The 15964-nt window shown below is 59.9% G+C and carries 12 protein-coding genes, 2 tRNA genes and 3 rRNA genes; 14 read left to right on the top strand and 3 right to left on the bottom strand.

From position 1 onward, the window contains the following. Positions 1-351: 351 nt before the first annotated feature. From LPB04_RS04620 to rrf, 5 genes are all read left to right on the top strand, one after another. Positions 352-1886: ribosomal RNA gene (locus LPB04_RS04620) — 16S ribosomal RNA — on the top strand. A 76-nt stretch (positions 1887-1962) separates the two neighbouring features. Further along, positions 1963-2039, top strand: a tRNA-Ile gene (locus LPB04_RS04615). 21 nt (positions 2040-2060) lie between these two features. Further along, a tRNA-Ala gene (locus tag LPB04_RS04610) sits at positions 2061-2136 on the top strand. A gap of 224 nt (positions 2137-2360) precedes the next feature. Next, positions 2361-5253 (top strand): 23S ribosomal RNA (locus tag LPB04_RS04605). A 123-nt stretch (positions 5254-5376) separates the two neighbouring features. Continuing rightward, positions 5377-5489: ribosomal RNA gene (gene rrf, locus LPB04_RS04600) — 5S ribosomal RNA — on the top strand. Together the 16S, 23S and 5S rRNA genes with 2 tRNA genes alongside form the textbook arrangement of a ribosomal RNA operon. A gap of 71 nt (positions 5490-5560) precedes the next feature. Here the strand turns inward: rrf and LPB04_RS04595 are convergent. Beyond that, a complete protein-coding gene (locus LPB04_RS04595; protein WP_193687580.1) occupies positions 5561-5977 on the bottom strand; it encodes a DUF2061 domain-containing protein in 417 nt (138 codons plus the stop codon). A 296-nt stretch (positions 5978-6273) separates the two neighbouring features. On the opposite strand from LPB04_RS04595, the gene LPB04_RS04590 reads away from it, so the two are divergent. From LPB04_RS04590 to LPB04_RS04550, 9 genes are all read left to right on the top strand, one after another. Next, entirely contained in the window at positions 6274-6474 is a 201-nt protein-coding gene (locus LPB04_RS04590) for a hypothetical protein (RefSeq protein ID WP_227496613.1), read from the top strand. A 321-nt stretch (positions 6475-6795) separates the two neighbouring features. Beyond that, complete coding sequence (locus tag LPB04_RS04585) at positions 6796-7902, top strand: S-(hydroxymethyl)glutathione dehydrogenase/class III alcohol dehydrogenase (protein ID WP_193687578.1); 1107 nt, start codon at positions 6796-6798, stop codon at positions 7900-7902. A 32-nt stretch (positions 7903-7934) separates the two neighbouring features. Next, positions 7935-8513, top strand: a complete 579-nt coding sequence (gene gfa, locus LPB04_RS04580; protein ID WP_193687577.1) for an S-(hydroxymethyl)glutathione synthase — start codon at positions 7935-7937, stop codon at positions 8511-8513. A 70-nt stretch (positions 8514-8583) separates the two neighbouring features. After that, complete coding sequence (locus LPB04_RS04575; RefSeq protein WP_193687576.1) at positions 8584-8925, top strand: hypothetical protein; 342 nt, start codon at positions 8584-8586, stop codon at positions 8923-8925. 257 nt (positions 8926-9182) lie between these two features. Then, complete coding sequence (locus tag LPB04_RS04570) at positions 9183-10988, top strand: methanol/ethanol family PQQ-dependent dehydrogenase (RefSeq protein ID WP_193687575.1); 1806 nt, start codon at positions 9183-9185, stop codon at positions 10986-10988. A gap of 103 nt (positions 10989-11091) precedes the next feature. Then, entirely contained in the window at positions 11092-11511 is a 420-nt protein-coding gene (locus tag LPB04_RS04565; protein ID WP_193687574.1) for a c-type cytochrome, read from the top strand. Then, positions 11508-12407, top strand: a complete 900-nt coding sequence (locus LPB04_RS04560; protein WP_193687573.1) for a quinoprotein dehydrogenase-associated putative ABC transporter substrate-binding protein — start codon at positions 11508-11510, stop codon at positions 12405-12407. Before LPB04_RS04565 ends, LPB04_RS04560 begins: the two co-directional genes overlap by 4 nt. Continuing rightward, entirely contained in the window at positions 12404-13300 is an 897-nt protein-coding gene (locus LPB04_RS04555) for a hypothetical protein (protein ID WP_193687572.1), read from the top strand. Before LPB04_RS04560 ends, LPB04_RS04555 begins: the two co-directional genes overlap by 4 nt. Positions 13301-13363: 63 nt before the next feature. Further along, entirely contained in the window at positions 13364-14344 is a 981-nt protein-coding gene (locus tag LPB04_RS04550) for an ATP-grasp domain-containing protein (RefSeq protein WP_227496730.1), read from the top strand. Between the two features lie 60 nt (positions 14345-14404). On the opposite strand, the gene LPB04_RS04545 is transcribed toward LPB04_RS04550, so the two are convergent. Next, on the bottom strand, positions 14405-15367 hold the full coding sequence (locus tag LPB04_RS04545; RefSeq protein ID WP_193687570.1) for a beta-propeller fold lactonase family protein: 963 nt from the start codon (positions 15365-15367) through the stop codon (positions 14405-14407). After that, complete coding sequence (locus LPB04_RS04540) at positions 15364-15957, bottom strand: cytochrome b (protein WP_193687569.1); 594 nt, start codon at positions 15955-15957, stop codon at positions 15364-15366. The genes LPB04_RS04545 and LPB04_RS04540 overlap by 4 nt, the downstream gene beginning before the upstream one ends. Positions 15958-15964 lie beyond the last annotated feature (7 nt).

The raw sequence follows: 15964 nt of genomic DNA, 5'->3' as shown, positions 1-15964 counted from the left end.
AACGAAATCAAGTAGTTGAACTCGCAACGGGAACCGCGGAAAACGCGGTGCAGTAAAAAAAGAGGTTGACGAAAAACGCGAAACACTGCATAATCTCATCTCTCTGCTGCTGACGAACAAAACGATTCGCAGAACACAGCAAGGCAACACCGAATAAGTTCTTTAACAATTAACAGTCGATAAGTGTGGGCGTTTGATGAAGGTGCCGGCTGACTAGTTCAGCTGATTACTTAAATTATCAAATGTTCACAAAAAAGAAATACGTTGTCTCAGCAATGAGATGACGGTCAGTATTTTGAGTGAGCGACCCGCTAGCAATAGCGGTGGCAGAAATGCCAACAAACAGAGATTGAACTGAAGAGTTTGATCCTGGCTCAGATTGAACGCTGGCGGCATGCTTTACACATGCAAGTCGAACGGCAGCACGGGGGCAACCCTGGTGGCGAGTGGCGAACGGGTGAGTAATATATCGGAACGTACCCAAGAGTGGGGGATAACGTAGCGAAAGTTACGCTAATACCGCATACGATCTAAGGATGAAAGTGGGGGATCGCAAGACCTCATGCTCCTGGAGCGGCCGATATCTGATTAGCTAGTTGGTGAGGTAAAGGCTCACCAAGGCCACGATCAGTAGCTGGTCTGAGAGGACGACCAGCCACACTGGAACTGAGACACGGTCCAGACTCCTACGGGAGGCAGCAGTGGGGAATTTTGGACAATGGGCGCAAGCCTGATCCAGCAATGCCGCGTGAGTGAAGAAGGCCTTCGGGTTGTAAAGCTCTTTTGTCAGGGAAGAAACGGTAGGGGCTAATATCCTTTGCTAATGACGGTACCTGAAGAATAAGCACCGGCTAACTACGTGCCAGCAGCCGCGGTAATACGTAGGGTGCAAGCGTTAATCGGAATTACTGGGCGTAAAGCGTGCGCAGGCGGTTTTGTAAGTCTGTCGTGAAAGCCCCGGGCTCAACCTGGGAATTGCGATGGAGACTGCAAGGCTTGAATCTGGCAGAGGGGGGTAGAATTCCACGTGTAGCAGTGAAATGCGTAGAGATGTGGAGGAACACCGATGGCGAAGGCAGCCCCCTGGGTCAAGATTGACGCTCATGCACGAAAGCGTGGGGAGCAAACAGGATTAGATACCCTGGTAGTCCACGCCCTAAACGATGTCTACTAGTTGTCGGGTTTTAATTAACTTGGTAACGCAGCTAACGCGTGAAGTAGACCGCCTGGGGAGTACGGTCGCAAGATTAAAACTCAAAGGAATTGACGGGGACCCGCACAAGCGGTGGATGATGTGGATTAATTCGATGCAACGCGAAAAACCTTACCTACCCTTGACATGTCAGGAAGCTTGGAGAGATCTGAGCGTGCCCGAAAGGGAACCTGAACACAGGTGCTGCATGGCTGTCGTCAGCTCGTGTCGTGAGATGTTGGGTTAAGTCCCGCAACGAGCGCAACCCTTGTCATTAGTTGCTACATTCAGTTGAGCACTCTAATGAGACTGCCGGTGACAAACCGGAGGAAGGTGGGGATGACGTCAAGTCCTCATGGCCCTTATGGGTAGGGCTTCACACGTCATACAATGGTACATACAGAGGGCCGCCAACCCGCGAGGGGGAGCTAATCCCAGAAAGTGTATCGTAGTCCGGATCGCAGTCTGCAACTCGACTGCGTGAAGTTGGAATCGCTAGTAATCGCGGATCAGCATGTCGCGGTGAATACGTTCCCGGGTCTTGTACACACCGCCCGTCACACCATGGGAGCGGGTTTTACCAGAAGTAGGTAGCTTAACCGCAAGGAGGGCGCTTACCACGGTAGGATTCGTGACTGGGGTGAAGTCGTAACAAGGTAGCCGTATCGGAAGGTGCGGCTGGATCACCTCCTTTCTAGAGTAGCACCGGGTCTTGAACCCAGTCACCAAACGCTCACACTTATCGACTGTTGAACAAAGAACACAGTTTCGGGGCTGTAGCTCAGCTGGTTAGAGCACCGTGTTGATAACGCGGGGGTCGTTGGTTCGAGTCCAACCAGCCCTACCAGGTTATTGGCAAACCCAATAAGGGGGATTAGCTCAGCTGGGAGAGCACCTGCTTTGCAAGCAGGGGGTCGTCGGTTCGATCCCGTCATCCTCCACCATAAAGTTCAAATGTAAGTCAGCCAGGTCCTGGTGCGATTTAGGTTTGATCTTTTCGAGATCACTGTTGTTCTGTTCTTTAACAATCTGGAAGAAGTAAAGTTTTTTTAAGCGTGCATGTAAAAGTGCACACTTAGGGTAGTAGTAAGAATCAACAAACATGCAACAAGCTGTACTCCTTGAACTATAGCGCTCCCTGGTGAGTAACCAGGGGCTAACGTTATAGGGACAAGCGAATAAGTGCACATGGTGGATGCCTTGGCGATTACAGGCGATGAAGGACGTAGTAGCTTGCGATAAGCTGCGGGGAGTGAGCAAACACACTTTGATCCGCAGATTTCCGAATGGGGAAACCCGGCCTTTACAGGTCATTGCATGCTGAATACATAGGCATGCAAAGCGAACGCGGCGAACTGAAACATCTAAGTAGCTGCAGGAAAAGAAATCAACCGAGATTCCCAAAGTAGTGGCGAGCGAAATGGGAAGAGCCTGTACGTGATAGTCGACTGGATAGTGGAACGGATTGGAAACTCCGGCCATAGAGGGTGATAGCCCCTTACACGAAATTCAGACGGTGGTACTAAGCGTACGACAAGTAGGGCGGGACACGAGAAATCCTGTCTGAACATGGGGGGACCATCCTCCAAGGCTAAATACTCGTAATCGACCGATAGTGAACCAGTACCGTGAGGGAAAGGCGAAAAGAACCCCGGGAGGGGAGTGAAATAGATCCTGAAACCGTGTGCATACAAACAGTCGGAGCGGACTTGTTCCGTGACGGCGTACCTTTTGTATAATGGGTCAGCGACTTACATTCAGTGGCGAGGTTAACCGGATAGGGGAGCCGTAGAGAAATCGAGTCCGAACAGGGCGACAGTCGCTGGGTGTAGACCCGAAACCAAGTGATCTACCCATGGCCAGGATGAAGGTGCGGTAACACGCCCTGGAGGTCCGAACCCACTAATGTTGAAAAATTAGGGGATGAGCTGTGGGTAGGGGTGAAAGGCTAAACAAACTTGGAAATAGCTGGTTCTCTCCGAAAACTATTTAGGTAGTGCCTCAAGTATCACCATCGGGGGTAGAGCACTGTTATGGCTAGGGGGTCATTGCGACTTACCAAACCATTGCAAACTCCGAATACCGATGAGTGCGAGCTTGGGAGACAGACGTCGGGTGCTAACGTCCGGCGTCAAGAGGGAAACAACCCAGACCGCCAGCTAAGGTCCCAAAGATTGGCTAAGTGGAAAACGAAGTGGGAAGGCTAAAACAGTCAGGATGTTGGCTTAGAAGCAGCCATCATTTAAAGAAAGCGTAATAGCTCACTGATCGAGTCGTCCTGCGCGGAAGATGTAACGGGGCTAAGCCAGTCACCGAAGCTGCGGATATTTTTCGAAGTATTTATACTTTGATCGATATGGTAGGAGAGCGTTCTGTAAGCCTGCGAAGGTGTCTTGTAAAGGATGCTGGAGGTATCAGAAGTGCGAATGCTGACATGAGTAGCGATAATGGGGGTGAAAAGCCTCCACGCCGTAAGCCCAAGGTTTCCTGTTCAACGTTCATCGGAGCAGGGTGAGTCGGCCCCTAAGGCGAGGCAGAGATGCGTAGCTGATGGGAAGCAGGTTAATATTCCTGCACCGTCGTATGATGCGATGGGGGGACGGATCGCGGAAGGTTGTCTGACTGTTGGAATAGTCAGTTTCTGCCTCATAGAAGGCGCTTAGGCAAATCCGGGCGCGGAATTCAAGGGGGTGGGACGAGCGGCTTTATGCTGCGAAGCAATCGGAAGTGGTTCCAAGAAAAGCCTCTAAGCTTCAGTCATACGAGACCGTACCGCAAACCGACACAGGTGGGCGAGATGAGTATTCTAAGGCGCTTGAGAGAACTCGGGAGAAGGAACTCGGCAAATTGGTACCGTAACTTCGGGAAAAGGTACGCCCCGGTAGCTTGACCACTTTACTGTGGAAGGGCGAAAGGGTTGCAATAAACTGGTGGCTGCGACTGTTTAATAAAAACACAGCACTCTGCAAACACGAAAGTGGACGTATAGGGTGTGACGCCTGCCCGGTGCTGGAAGATTAAATGATGGGGTGCAAGCTCTTGATTGAAGTCCCAGTAAACGGCGGCCGTAACTATAACGGTCCTAAGGTAGCGAAATTCCTTGTCGGGTAAGTTCCGACCTGCACGAATGGCGTAACGATGGCCACACTGTCTCCTCCCGAGACTCAGCGAAGTTGAAATGTTTGTGATGATGCAATCTACCCGCGGCTAGACGGAAAGACCCCATGAACCTTTACTGTAGCTTTGCATTGGACTTTGAACCAATCTGTGTAGGATAGGTGGGAGGCTTTGAAGCGGGGACGCCAGTTCTCGTGGAGCCATCCTTGAAATACCACCCTGGTTTGTTTGAGGTTCTAACCTTGGTCCGTTATCCGGATCGGGGACAGTGCATGGTAGGCAGTTTGACTGGGGCGGTCTCCTCCTAAAGTGTAACGGAGGAGTTCGAAGGTACGCTAGGTACGGTCGGACATCGTGCTAATAGTGCAATGGCATAAGCGTGCTTAACTGCGAGACCGACAAGTCGAGCAGGTACGAAAGTAGGACATAGTGATCCGGTGGTTCTGTATGGAAGGGCCATCGCTCAACGGATAAAAGGTACTCTGGGGATAACAGGCTGATTCCTCCCAAGAGTTCATATCGACGGGGGAGTTTGGCACCTCGATGTCGGCTCATCACATCCTGGGGCTGTAGCCGGTCCCAAGGGTATGGCTGTTCGCCATTTAAAGTGGTACGTGAGCTGGGTTTAAAACGTCGTGAGACAGTTTGGTCCCTATCTGCCGTGGGCGTTGGAAATTTGAAGGGGGCTGCTCCTAGTACGAGAGGACCGGAGTGGACGAACCTCTGGTGTACCGGTTGTCACGCCAGTGGCATTGCCGGGTAGCTAAGTTCGGAAGAGATAACCGCTGAAAGCATCTAAGCGGGAAACTTGCCTTGAGATGAGATTTCCCGGAGCCTTGAGCTCCTTGAAGGGTCGTTCGAGACCAGGACGTTGATAGGCTGGGTGTGGAAGTGCAGTAATGCATTAAGCTAACCAGTACTAATTGCCCGTACGGCTTGTCCCTATAACCTTAGCAGGTATAGTTCAATTGAATACAGTGTGCTGTTTGTTGATACACACTACCCAACTTTACTTCCTCCAGATTCTGAGTCGCAGTTCATGAGAACTGCGTCTCGTACAAGTCATGCCTGATGACCATAGCAAGTCGGTCCCACCCCTTCCCATCCCGAACAGGACCGTGAAACGACTTTGCGCCGATGATAGTGCTGCAACCAGTGTGAAAGTAGGTTATCGTCAGGCTAGTTATAAAGAAAAAACCCGCTCAGTGATCTGAGCGGGTTTTTTTTCGTCTAACGAAAGCTCGGGCAATCTCAGGCGTTGCTCATGACCAGCCTCCTGTTTTCACTACGCTCCAGGCGATCCCACAGGCGGTCATGAAGCGGAAGCACCAGCACATTGCACACCGGCTCGAGCAACATGGCGACGCCGCCCATTGCAGCCGACCCGGTGACGACGTACATCGTCCCGAAGGCCACACCCGCATGCAAGGCAGTCTGGCTGAGTTTCTCGGCCGCCAAGCCCAATTGAGACGGCATACCTGCGGCCCCACTGCGGCGCCACCTTGCCCAGGCCGCTTCATGAACAGGCAAGAGCAGGACATTGATCACCGGCTCAGCCAGTAGCGCGAGGCCACTGAAGACGGCCGAGCCGGTCACCGCGTAAGCGAGCGCATACGCGATTCCCATATGAGTGGCGACCTGGCTAAGTCTTTTCGCTGCGGTAATCATTACTGTTCCTGGCGTCGAGAATCGAACTCAAATGATAGTGATTCTCATCCTCGCATGGAAATGAATTGATTTTAATAATTCAATAGCCTCAATCTATCAAAATCCTCGCGCCTGTGAGAGCCGCCCGGGCTGCGCGTTACACCCCCTTACAGCGTTGACGTTGAAAACCTGTCGCCCCTGGCTAGAATGAAACCAGTCCATCGGTCGAGGAGGGTCCTGACATGGACCTGCGAAACAAACGCGCAGCACGGCGGAGCGTCGTCGCACTGCTGCTGGCTACAGGGCTCGGAGGCTGCGTGTACGCGCCGCCATATGCCGCCTACGATCCCTACTACCCCGCCTACCCCGCCTACAGCTATCCGGCCTATGTCGGGCCACCCGTCACGCTCGGCTTCGGCTTCGGTTACTACCGCCACCACCATCATCACCATCACGGCCACGGGTATTACGGCGGCCACGGCCGGCACGGCTGGGGCCACGGCGGATGGCGGCGCTGAAACATCGGCGCTCTCACTGCCGGGCCATGGCGGCGGATGCTGCATGCCGCTGCCCTCCACGGCCGCCCGTTCACAGAACTCAGCTGCACATCCTGCGCCTGCCGTCCGAGGGCGGCGTGGCACGGCCCTTGCATCCTCTGGCTTCCAGGGAGCGCCAGGCGCCATCTCGACCGGAACCCAAGCGACAAAGACGGAACACCTGTCCCCGGATTGAACAGCGCGCGCGGCCCTGTTGCAGTTTTGGAGCGACAGGGGAGCCCAGACACACTGTTTTCCAACCCGTCCGCCAGAACGGTGGACCTCATCGACAAGAAAGATGCCATGAAAACGAGAGCTGCCATTGCGTGGAAGGCCGGAGAGCCCCTGTCCATCGCCGAGGTCGACCTGGAGGGGCCGCGTGCCGGCGAGGTACTGGTCGAGATCAAGGCGACCGGCATATGCCATACCGATTACTACACCCTGTCCGGCGCCGACCCGGAAGGCATTTTTCCCGCCATCCTCGGCCATGAGGGCGCCGGTATCGTGCTGGAAACGGGGCCCGGCGTTACCTCGGTCAAGCCGGACGATCACGTGATTCCCCTGTACACGCCGGAATGCCGGCAATGCAAATTCTGCCTGTCGCGCAAGACGAACCTGTGCCAGTCGATCCGCTCGACCCAGGGGCGCGGCCTGATGCCCGACGGGACTTCCCGCTTCTCGCTGGACGGCAAGCCCCTGTTCCACTACATGGGCACCTCGACCTTTTCCAATTACATCGTCGTCCCCGAAATCGCGCTGGCGAAAATCCGCGAGGATGCGCCCTTCGATAAAGCCTGCTATATCGGCTGCGGCGTGACCACCGGTGTCGGCGCCGTCGTGTTCTCGGCCAAGGTCGAGGCGGGGACGAACGTCGTCGTGTTCGGCCTGGGCGGCATCGGCCTGAACGTGATCCAGGGCGCGAAGATGGTCGGCGCCGACAAGATCATCGGCATCGACATCAACCCGGGCCGGGTCGAGATCGCCAAAAAATTCGGCATGACGCATTTCGTCAACCCGAATGAGGTCGGCAACATCGTCGACCACATCGTGCAGCTGACAGATGGCGGCGCCGATTTTTCCTTCGAATGCGTCGGCAGCGTCCAGCTGATGCGCCAGGCGCTCGAGTGTACCCATAAAGGCTGGGGCCAGTCCTTCATCATCGGCGTCGCCGCCGCCGGCCAGGAAATCAGCACGCGCCCGTTCCAGCTGGTGACCGGACGCCAGTGGAAAGGCTCGGCCTTCGGCGGCGCGCGCGGCCGCACCGACGTGCCGAAGATCGTCGACTGGTACATGGACGGCAAGATCAACATCGACGACCTGATCACCCACACCTTGCCGCTCGAGCGCATCAACGAGGGCTTCGAACTGATGAAGAGCGGGCAGTCGATCCGCTCGGTGGTGTTGTACTGAGTAGTCCAAACCAACCAACAGGAGACGCGATCATGAGCAGCGAAGTGAACATTCATCCGGCGGTCGATGGTATCAAGCGGGCAGCGCCCGGTTTTGCGGGCGGGACCCTGACCTGCCAGTGCGCGACGAATCCCGTCACCGTCGAGATCAAGGGACAAGTGGCGCACAACCACGTCTGCGGCTGCACCAAATGCTGGAAGCCGGCCGGTGCACTGTTTTCACAGGTGGCAGTGGTGGGACGCGACAATGTCAAGGTGACCGCCAACGAAGACAAGCTGCAAATCGTCGACGACAGCGCCACCATCCAGCGCCACGCCTGCCGCGACTGCGGCGTCCACATGTACGGCCGCATCGAGAACACGGGCCACGCTTTCTATGGGCTCGACTTCGTGCACACCGAGCTCTCGAAAGAGCGCGGCTGGGCCCCGCCGGAGTTTGCCGCCTTCGTCTCCTCGATCATCGAAGCGGGCGCGCCGCCGCAGGAGATGGGCGCGATCCGGGCACGGCTGAACGAGATCGGCCTGCCGCCCTACGACGCCCTGTCGCCGGCCCTGATGGATGCGATCTCGACCCATGTCGCGAAGTCGCGTGGCGTGCTCAAGAACGCCTGACGCACAACCGGCCCCTGCCGGCGCCGGCCCACATGCCGGGCCAGTGCCGGCAAGCCCATATGGAGACAAGATGAATCGAATTTACCTGCTGCTGGCGGCCTGCCTCGCCCCCTTCGCTGTCCAGGCCCATGATTTCCCGACCAGCAGCCGCGTCGAGTACGTGCTCGAGTGCATGCAAAAACACGAGGGCAAGTACGAGTACCTTTATAAATGCTCCTGCGCCATCGATCACATCGCCAAAGACATGAGCTACGACGACTACGTGACGATGTCGACCGCCCTGCGCAACCAGACCCTCGCGGGCGAACGCGGTGCGCTGTTTCGTGATCCGCCGCCGGTGAAGGAAATGGCGACCAAATACAAAGCGCTGCAGGCCAGCGCCAACAAGGCCTGCCATGTGCCGGAACGCTGAGCCGGGTGTTCAGCCTGCCGCTGCGCCGTGGACGGCACAGGTCGTGGCGCGACTGTCTCGAATTTTGCACAGCAGTGTCACGCACCGCGGGCAGGCAGGAGGGCGGCGCGACCCGGCCCCGTGCGGCCCGGCACTGGCACCGCATTGGCACGGTTAGTGCTGTGTTGATGGCAGGCCCACCCGCCTGCTGAAGTTGGGAAGTTTGTCTGACGCTTGACCAGGTCGCACTGCTTATAAAAACCACAGGAGACTTAACCATGTCATTTACTTCAAGACTCATCCGCTGGTGGCCGTGCCTGGCGCTGGCTGCCGCCCCGGCCTTCGCCGCCGACTCCGATGTCGAACAGCTGACCAAGGACCCGAAAAACTGGGCCATGCAGTCGGGTAACCTGGCGAACCACCGCTACAGCGAACTCAAACAGATCACCGCCCAGAACGCGAAAAACCTGCAAGTGGCCTGGACCTTCTCCACCGGCGTGCTGCGCGGCCACGAAGGCGGACCGCTGGTCGTCGGCGATACGATGTACATCCACAGCCCCTTCCCGAACAAGGTGTTCGCACTCTCGCTGGAAGACCAGAGCATCCGCTGGAAGTACGAACCGAAGCAGGACCCGACCGTGATCCCGGTGATGTGCTGCGACACCGTCAACCGTGGCGTGGCCTATGCCAACGGCAAGATCTTCCTGCAGCAGGCCGACACCACCCTCGTCGCGCTCGACGCCAAGACCGGCGCCGAACTCTGGAAGATCAAGGTAGGCGATCCGAAGATCGGCGAGACCACGACGAATACGCCGCACGTGTTCAAGGACAAAGTGCTGACCGGTATCAGCGGTGGCGAGTTCGGGGTGCGCGGACGCGTCACGGCGCACGACATCAACACCGGCAAGATCCTGTGGAAGGCCTACAGCACCGGCCCCGACAACGAACTGATGGTCGATCCGGGCAGGACCATGACCTGGACCGACGGCAAGATGGCGCCGATCGGCCCCAACTCCTCCCTAAAAACCTGGCAGGGAGATCAATGGAAGCTGGGCGGCGGTACGACCTGGGGCTGGTACAGCTACGACCCGGCGACAAACCTGGTGTACTACGGCACCGGCAACCCGAGCACCTGGAATCCGCGCCAGCGTCCGGGCGACAACAAATGGTCGATGACCATCTTCGCACGCGACCTCGACACCGGCATGGCGAAATGGGTGTACCAGATGACGCCGCACGACGAGTGGGACTATGACGGCGTCAACGAAATGATCCTGGCCGATATCAAAGTAAAAGGCCAGCCGCGCAAGGCCCTGGTGCACTTCGACCGCAACGGCTTCGGCTATACCCTCGACCGTGTGAGCGGCGAATTGCTGGTGGCCGAAAAATACGATCCGAAGGTGAACTGGGCGACCCACGTCGACATGAAGACTGGCCGGCCGCAGGTCGTCGCCAAGTACAGCACCGACAAGAACGGTCCCGACGTGAACTCGAAGGGCATCTGCCCCTCGGCCCTCGGCAGCAAGGACCAGCAGCCGGCCAGTTTCAATCGCAAGACGGGCCTGTTCTACGTGCCGACGAACCACGTGTGCATGGACTACGAGCCCTTCCAGATCGAGTACACGGCCGGCCAGCCCTATGTCGGCTCGACCCTCTCGATGTACGCCGCGCCGAACAGCCACGGCGGCCTGGGTAACTTCATCGCCTGGGATGCCGGCACCGGCAAGATCGTCTGGTCCAAGCCGGAAAAATTCTCGGTCTGGAGCGGTGCGCTCTCGACCGCCGGCGACGTGGTTTTCTACGGCACCCTGGAAGGCTACCTGAAGGCGGTCGACCTCAACGGCAAGGAGCTGTGGAAGTTCAAGACCCCATCGGGCATCATCGGCAACGTCCACACCTGGGAATACAAGGGCAAGCAATACATCGGCGTGCTGTCGGGGATCGGCGGCTGGGCCGGCATCGGTCTCGCGGCTGGCCTGACCAAGGGCACCGAAGGCCTGGGCGCGGTGGGCGGCTACAAGGACCTGGCCAAGTACACCGAGCTCGGTGGCGTCCTGACGGTGTTCGCACTGCCGGACCGCTGAAGCGATCATCCTCATCGCTGCCGTGCAGAGTGAAGTGAACTGAATTGAGGGCACTTGCCGGCCGGGGAGGCCGGCAAGCGACCCTCGCTATCCAGGAATGAATATGAACAGACTCACGAACAAAGCAGTCATCGCCGCCGCTTGCTGGACCCTGGCGGCGCTGCCCGGATTACTGTCGGCCCCGGCCCTGGCGGCGGACAACGCACCGTACAAGGTGGCCGCTGGGAACAAGGTCGACGCGCAGACCCTGAGCGGCTGGAAAACCTGGCGCGCCATGGCCTGCGAGCGCTGCCACGGCGCCGCCCAGGAAGGCATGGTCGGTCCCTCGCTGGTGAACAGTTTAAAAGTGCTGAGCAAGGAGGAATTCAAGGCGACCGTGCTCAAGGGACGGATCGAGAAGGGCATGCCGAATTTCGAGAACAGCAAGATGGTGAGCGAAAACATCGACAACCTGTACGCCTACCTGAAGGGGCGCTCGGACGGCGCCATCGAACCGGGCCGCCTGCAGGAGATCGGCAAATGAGGTGGCGGCCGACATGGCTCCCGCTCCTGGCGGGCGCGGCCTGCGTGCTGGCCTGGCTACCCGGCCCGGCAGGCGCGCAGCCGGGGCCGCAACCTGGCGAGGACAAGGTCTTGCGGGTCTGCCAGGACCCGAACAATTTGCCGCTGTCGAACCGTGCGCTGGACGGTTTCGAGAACAAGATCGCAGCCCTGTTTGCCCAGCAATTGGGCTGGAAGCTGGAGCACACCTGGTTCCCGCAGCGGATGGGGTTTATACGCAATACCCTGCGCGCCAAGGAAGAAAATTCCGATCGCTACAAATGCGACCTGGTCACGGGCGTGGCGAAAGGGTTTGATCTCGCCGCAACCACGCGGCCCTACTACCACTCCGCCTATGCCATGGCCTATGTCAGGGGCAAGGGACTGGACGGGGTGCGCAGCCTCGACGATTTATTGGCGCTCGATCCTGCACAGCGCAGGAAACTGCGCATCGGTGCCTTTGCCGGCTCGCCCGTCACCGACTGGTTGCTGCAGAACCAACTGATGGAGCAAGTGAACTGGTACCAGAGCCAGACCGGCGACGCCGAGCAGTATCCAGGCGAAATCGTCGAGAAAGACCTGGCCAGCGGTAAGATCGACCTGGCTTTTGCCTGGGGACCGATTGCCGGCTATTTCGCCAGGAATGCCCGTACGGCGCCGATCGTCGCCATTCCGCTGGTGTCGAAGCCGGGCCTGAAATTCGATTTCGAGATCGCGATGGCGGTGCGTCAGGGCGACAAGGATTTTCGCCAGCGTATCGACCAGCTGATCGTCGCCAACGAAGCGAAGATCCACGCGATTCTCGAACAATACGGCGTGCCCCTGATCGAGCAGCAGGGGCAGGCGGCATCGGCTCCCCCTGTGGCGAAAGCACCATGAGCGCGCGCCCGCTACATTGCCCGGCTGCGCGCGCGGCGCCCCGGGTGCGCGCAGCCTGCCTGGGCTTCGCGATTCTCGTTGCGCTCCCGATCGGCAACGCCCTCGCACAGCAGGAAGTCTCGCCGGCCGAAATCCTGCTCTTCGAGACCGACCACCTGGCGCAGATGAAGGCGCCGGCAACCCTGGTCTATGAATTCCGCAAGCTCAGCAACGTCGAGCCCGCGTTCACCGACAGCGTCCTGCTCGATGTCTCGCGCAAGGCGGGACAGGTGCATGCCGCGCTGCGCTTCCTCACCGGCGAACGCAGGCACGTACTGCCCGAGATGGATGACGCACACGGCAACCCGGTCCTGCTCGGCTTTCTCGAGCATGACATTGCCGAGATGAAGCGCCTGACGGGCGGATCGGTCACCTATTTCCGCAAGCGCATCCGGATGGCGCTGGCCAACAGCGCCCAGGTGACACCGCAACGCATCACCTACCAGGGCAAGACGCTGGACGGCAAGGCGGTCCGCATCCAGCCCTACCTGGACGATCCGCTGCATGCGCGCTTCGAACACTACGTGCGCAAGACGTATACGTTCATCCTCAGTGACGGGGTACCGGGGGGCATTTACCAGGTCAGTACCTCGCTGACGAATACGGAGGGAAACCGGCCGCCGCCGGGTACGGTGGTGGCGCGCACGGCCGCCGCCGGGGGAACAGCGCCGGGCGCAGCGGCAACCGGCACAGCGCTACCTGGCAGCGGGGCGCCGATGGAAGCGCGCGGCGCGGCGCCGCCCTCTCCGGCACCCCAGGGCGCGCCCCGGGCCGGCAAACCGGCACCCGGTGCAGCATTGCCCGTCATCGACGAAACGCTCACCCTGGTCAAGGTGGTCGCCTCCCAGCGCTGAGCTCGGCGGATGGACGCTGCCTGACATGGAACCAGCCGGAGGCACAGGATGGCGCCCTTGAAAGTGTTTGCTTTCGATTATGTGACGGAAGGCGGACCAACGGCACGCCCCCTGCCGCATGCGTTCACGCAGCAGGGCGCGATGCTGTTCGATGCCCTGCTGGCCGACCTCGGCGCCGTGCCGGGTGTCGAAGTGTGCACGATGGCGACGCTGGATGCACCGGGCAAGCCGCCGGCGGCGCGCAGCTTCGGCGAGCGCTTTGCCGCCTGTGTGCAGGCGGCGGACGCGGTGTGGCCGCTGGCGCCGGAATCGGAAGGCCTGCTGGAACACCTGTCGCGTGACATCTTGCGCGGCAAGCGCATCCTGCTGGGGAGCGCGCCCGGTGCGGTGCGGGTCGCGGGAAGCAAGCTGAAGGTGGCACGGGCGCTGGCCGAGGGCGGCGTCGCGACCGTCCCTACCTATCGCCCGCACGCTTCTTTGCCGGAGGGCGAGGGCGCATGGGTAGTCAAGCCGGAGGATGGCGCGGGCTGTCTCGACACCCGCCTGTTCAGCGATCGCGCGGCGGCGCTGGCCTGGATCCGCACCAGCGCGGCACAGGGTTATGTCCTGCAGCCCTTTGTCGCGGGCAAGCTGGGCAGCCTCTCCCTGATCTGCTGCGACGGCACGGCGCGGCTGCTGGCGCGCAACCAGGAGCGGGTGGCGGTGCGCGACAACCGGTTTCACTTCCTCGGCAGTACCGTGAACGGCCTGACGGATGCGGACGGCGCGCTCGAGCGCCTGGCGCAGCAGGTGGCGGCCGCCTTGCCCACCTTGTGGGGCTATGTCGGCGTGGACATCATCCTGAGCGAGCGCGGCGCGGTGGTGCTCGACGTCAATCCGCGCCTGACCGCAGCCTATGCCGGGCTGCACGCCTCGATCGGCTGCAATCCCGCCGGCCTGGTCATCGATTTATTAAAGGGCCCGGCGGCGATGCCGGCGCCGCCGACGCGACACCGCACGGTCAGTGTCGATGTCGGCAGCTTTCCCGGCGACGCCCCTGCCTGAACGAGGCGCCGCACGAGAATCTGGCGGCGGGAAGTCCCGCAGCGCTTTCAGGATAGCGCGCTACCGGACCACCACGCCCCACGGCAGTTTGCCGACCGGGATGTCGCGCAGTTTGGTGCGGCTGGCCGTGTCGATGACGCTCACGCTGTTGGAGCGGCCATTCGCCACATACAGCTTCTTGCCGTCCGGCGTAATCGCCATGTTCCAGGGGCGCTGGCCGACCGGCACCGTCGCCACGATCTGGTTGCTGGCGGTGTCGACCACCGACACATTGGCGTCGCCGCCGTTCGACACATACACGTATTTGCCGCTCGGGTGCACCGCGATCCCGTTGGCGCGCAAGCCCGCCTTGATGCGCGCGACAATCGCAAAACTGGTGGTGTCGATGACGAATACCTCGTTCGCGTTTTCGGTGGCGACGTAGGCGCGGCTACTGTCCGGCAAGAAGCCGATGCCGCGCGGACGCGCGCCCACGGAGACCTGGGCCACCTGCTTGCGGGTCGTAAAATCGAGGATGTCGACGGCATCGCCCTCCTCGGCGCTGACGAAGACCAGGCGTCCATTCGGGCTGAACACGGCGTGTTCCGGATTCTTGCCGTGCACCGGGATGGAAAACGCCAGCGCATTCGTGCGGGTGTCCGTGACCGCGATCTCGTTCTTGCCTTCGACCGCGGCGATCACCCAGCGGCCATCCGGCGAAATCGACACGCCTTCGGGCGATTCGCCCAGCGCCACCACCGGGCCCAGCTTGCGGGCACCGAGTTCGACCAGCTGCAGGCTGTTTTTCGGCTGGTCGCTGACATATAGCCAGCGGCTGTCGCTACCGACGGCCAGGCCGCGTGGCTTGCTGCCCCCGGGCAGCTCGGCCACCACCTGGTCGGTGGCCGTGTCGATCACCGAAATCGTGCCCGATCCCTCGTTCGGGACATAGGCCATCGGGGCGGCAAGCAGGCTCGACGGGAGCGCCGCGGAGAGGGCAAGGGTGGCCATGGCGCCCAGGCGCCGCAAGGGTAATACTGTCATCGATTCTCCATTGAAAGGGTGGAAGGCGCCGTCTCGACCGGCGGGCCGCGCTGCGGCCACATCCGCAGCAGCAAGCCGTCGCGATCGACCAGCATGTGCTTCGCAACCGCGAGCACGTGCACGGCAACGAGCAGCGCCAGCAGCAGCGCGGCAAGGTGGTGGGCGCCGTTGAACACGGCATACAGGGTTTTGTCGTCCGGTCCCCAGGGCGCCCAGCGCACCAGGTTGAAAAACTTGATGCCGTGCTTGCTGAAGTTCGATGCCAGGTAGCCCGACAGCGGCAGGGCCAGCATGCACCCGTACAGCAACACGTGGCTGAGCCTGGCCGCCCGGCGCTGCCAGGGCGGCATTGTGTCCGGCAGGGGTGGTGGGGTATGCGTCCAACGCCAGCCGAGGCGCAGCAGGATCAGCAGGCCGATCAGGATGCCGGTGCTCTTGTGCAGGTTGACGTAATAGCCGCGCGCCGGCGTGCCGCGCGGGATATCGTCCAGCAGCAGGCCGAAGGCGAACTGGCCCAGCAGCAGTAGCGCAATGACCCAGTGCAGCGCGATCGCAGTGCTTGTATAGCGTGCGTGGGTCGCGGCGTCCATGCTTGAA

The organism is Massilia litorea (assembly GCF_015101885.1).
Taxonomy (GTDB): Bacteria; Pseudomonadota; Gammaproteobacteria; order Burkholderiales; family Burkholderiaceae_D; genus Telluria; species Telluria litorea.
This window is presented reverse-complemented; position numbering and strand designations above follow the sequence as displayed.

What these genes read in the sequence shown, in the direction of transcription:
- LPB04_RS04545 (WP_193687570.1), bottom strand. Translation starts at nt 15,367, where the DNA reads ATGACAGTATTACCCTTGCGGCGCCTGGGCGCCATGGCCACCCTTGCC.
- LPB04_RS04595 (WP_193687580.1), bottom strand. Translation starts at nt 5,977, where the DNA reads ATGATTACCGCAGCGAAAAGACTTAGCCAGGTCGCCACTCATATGGGA.
- LPB04_RS04585 (WP_193687578.1), top strand. Translation starts at nt 6,796, where the DNA reads ATGAAAACGAGAGCTGCCATTGCGTGGAAGGCCGGAGAGCCCCTGTCC.
- LPB04_RS04565 (WP_193687574.1), top strand. Translation starts at nt 11,092, where the DNA reads ATGAACAGACTCACGAACAAAGCAGTCATCGCCGCCGCTTGCTGGACC.
- LPB04_RS04555 (WP_193687572.1), top strand. Translation starts at nt 12,404, where the DNA reads ATGAGCGCGCGCCCGCTACATTGCCCGGCTGCGCGCGCGGCGCCCCGG.
- gfa (WP_193687577.1), top strand. Translation starts at nt 7,935, where the DNA reads ATGAGCAGCGAAGTGAACATTCATCCGGCGGTCGATGGTATCAAGCGG.
- LPB04_RS04575 (WP_193687576.1), top strand. Translation starts at nt 8,584, where the DNA reads ATGAATCGAATTTACCTGCTGCTGGCGGCCTGCCTCGCCCCCTTCGCT.
- LPB04_RS04540 (WP_193687569.1), bottom strand. Translation starts at nt 15,957, where the DNA reads ATGGACGCCGCGACCCACGCACGCTATACAAGCACTGCGATCGCGCTG.
- LPB04_RS04570 (WP_193687575.1), top strand. Translation starts at nt 9,183, where the DNA reads ATGTCATTTACTTCAAGACTCATCCGCTGGTGGCCGTGCCTGGCGCTG.
- LPB04_RS04560 (WP_193687573.1), top strand. Translation starts at nt 11,508, where the DNA reads ATGAGGTGGCGGCCGACATGGCTCCCGCTCCTGGCGGGCGCGGCCTGC.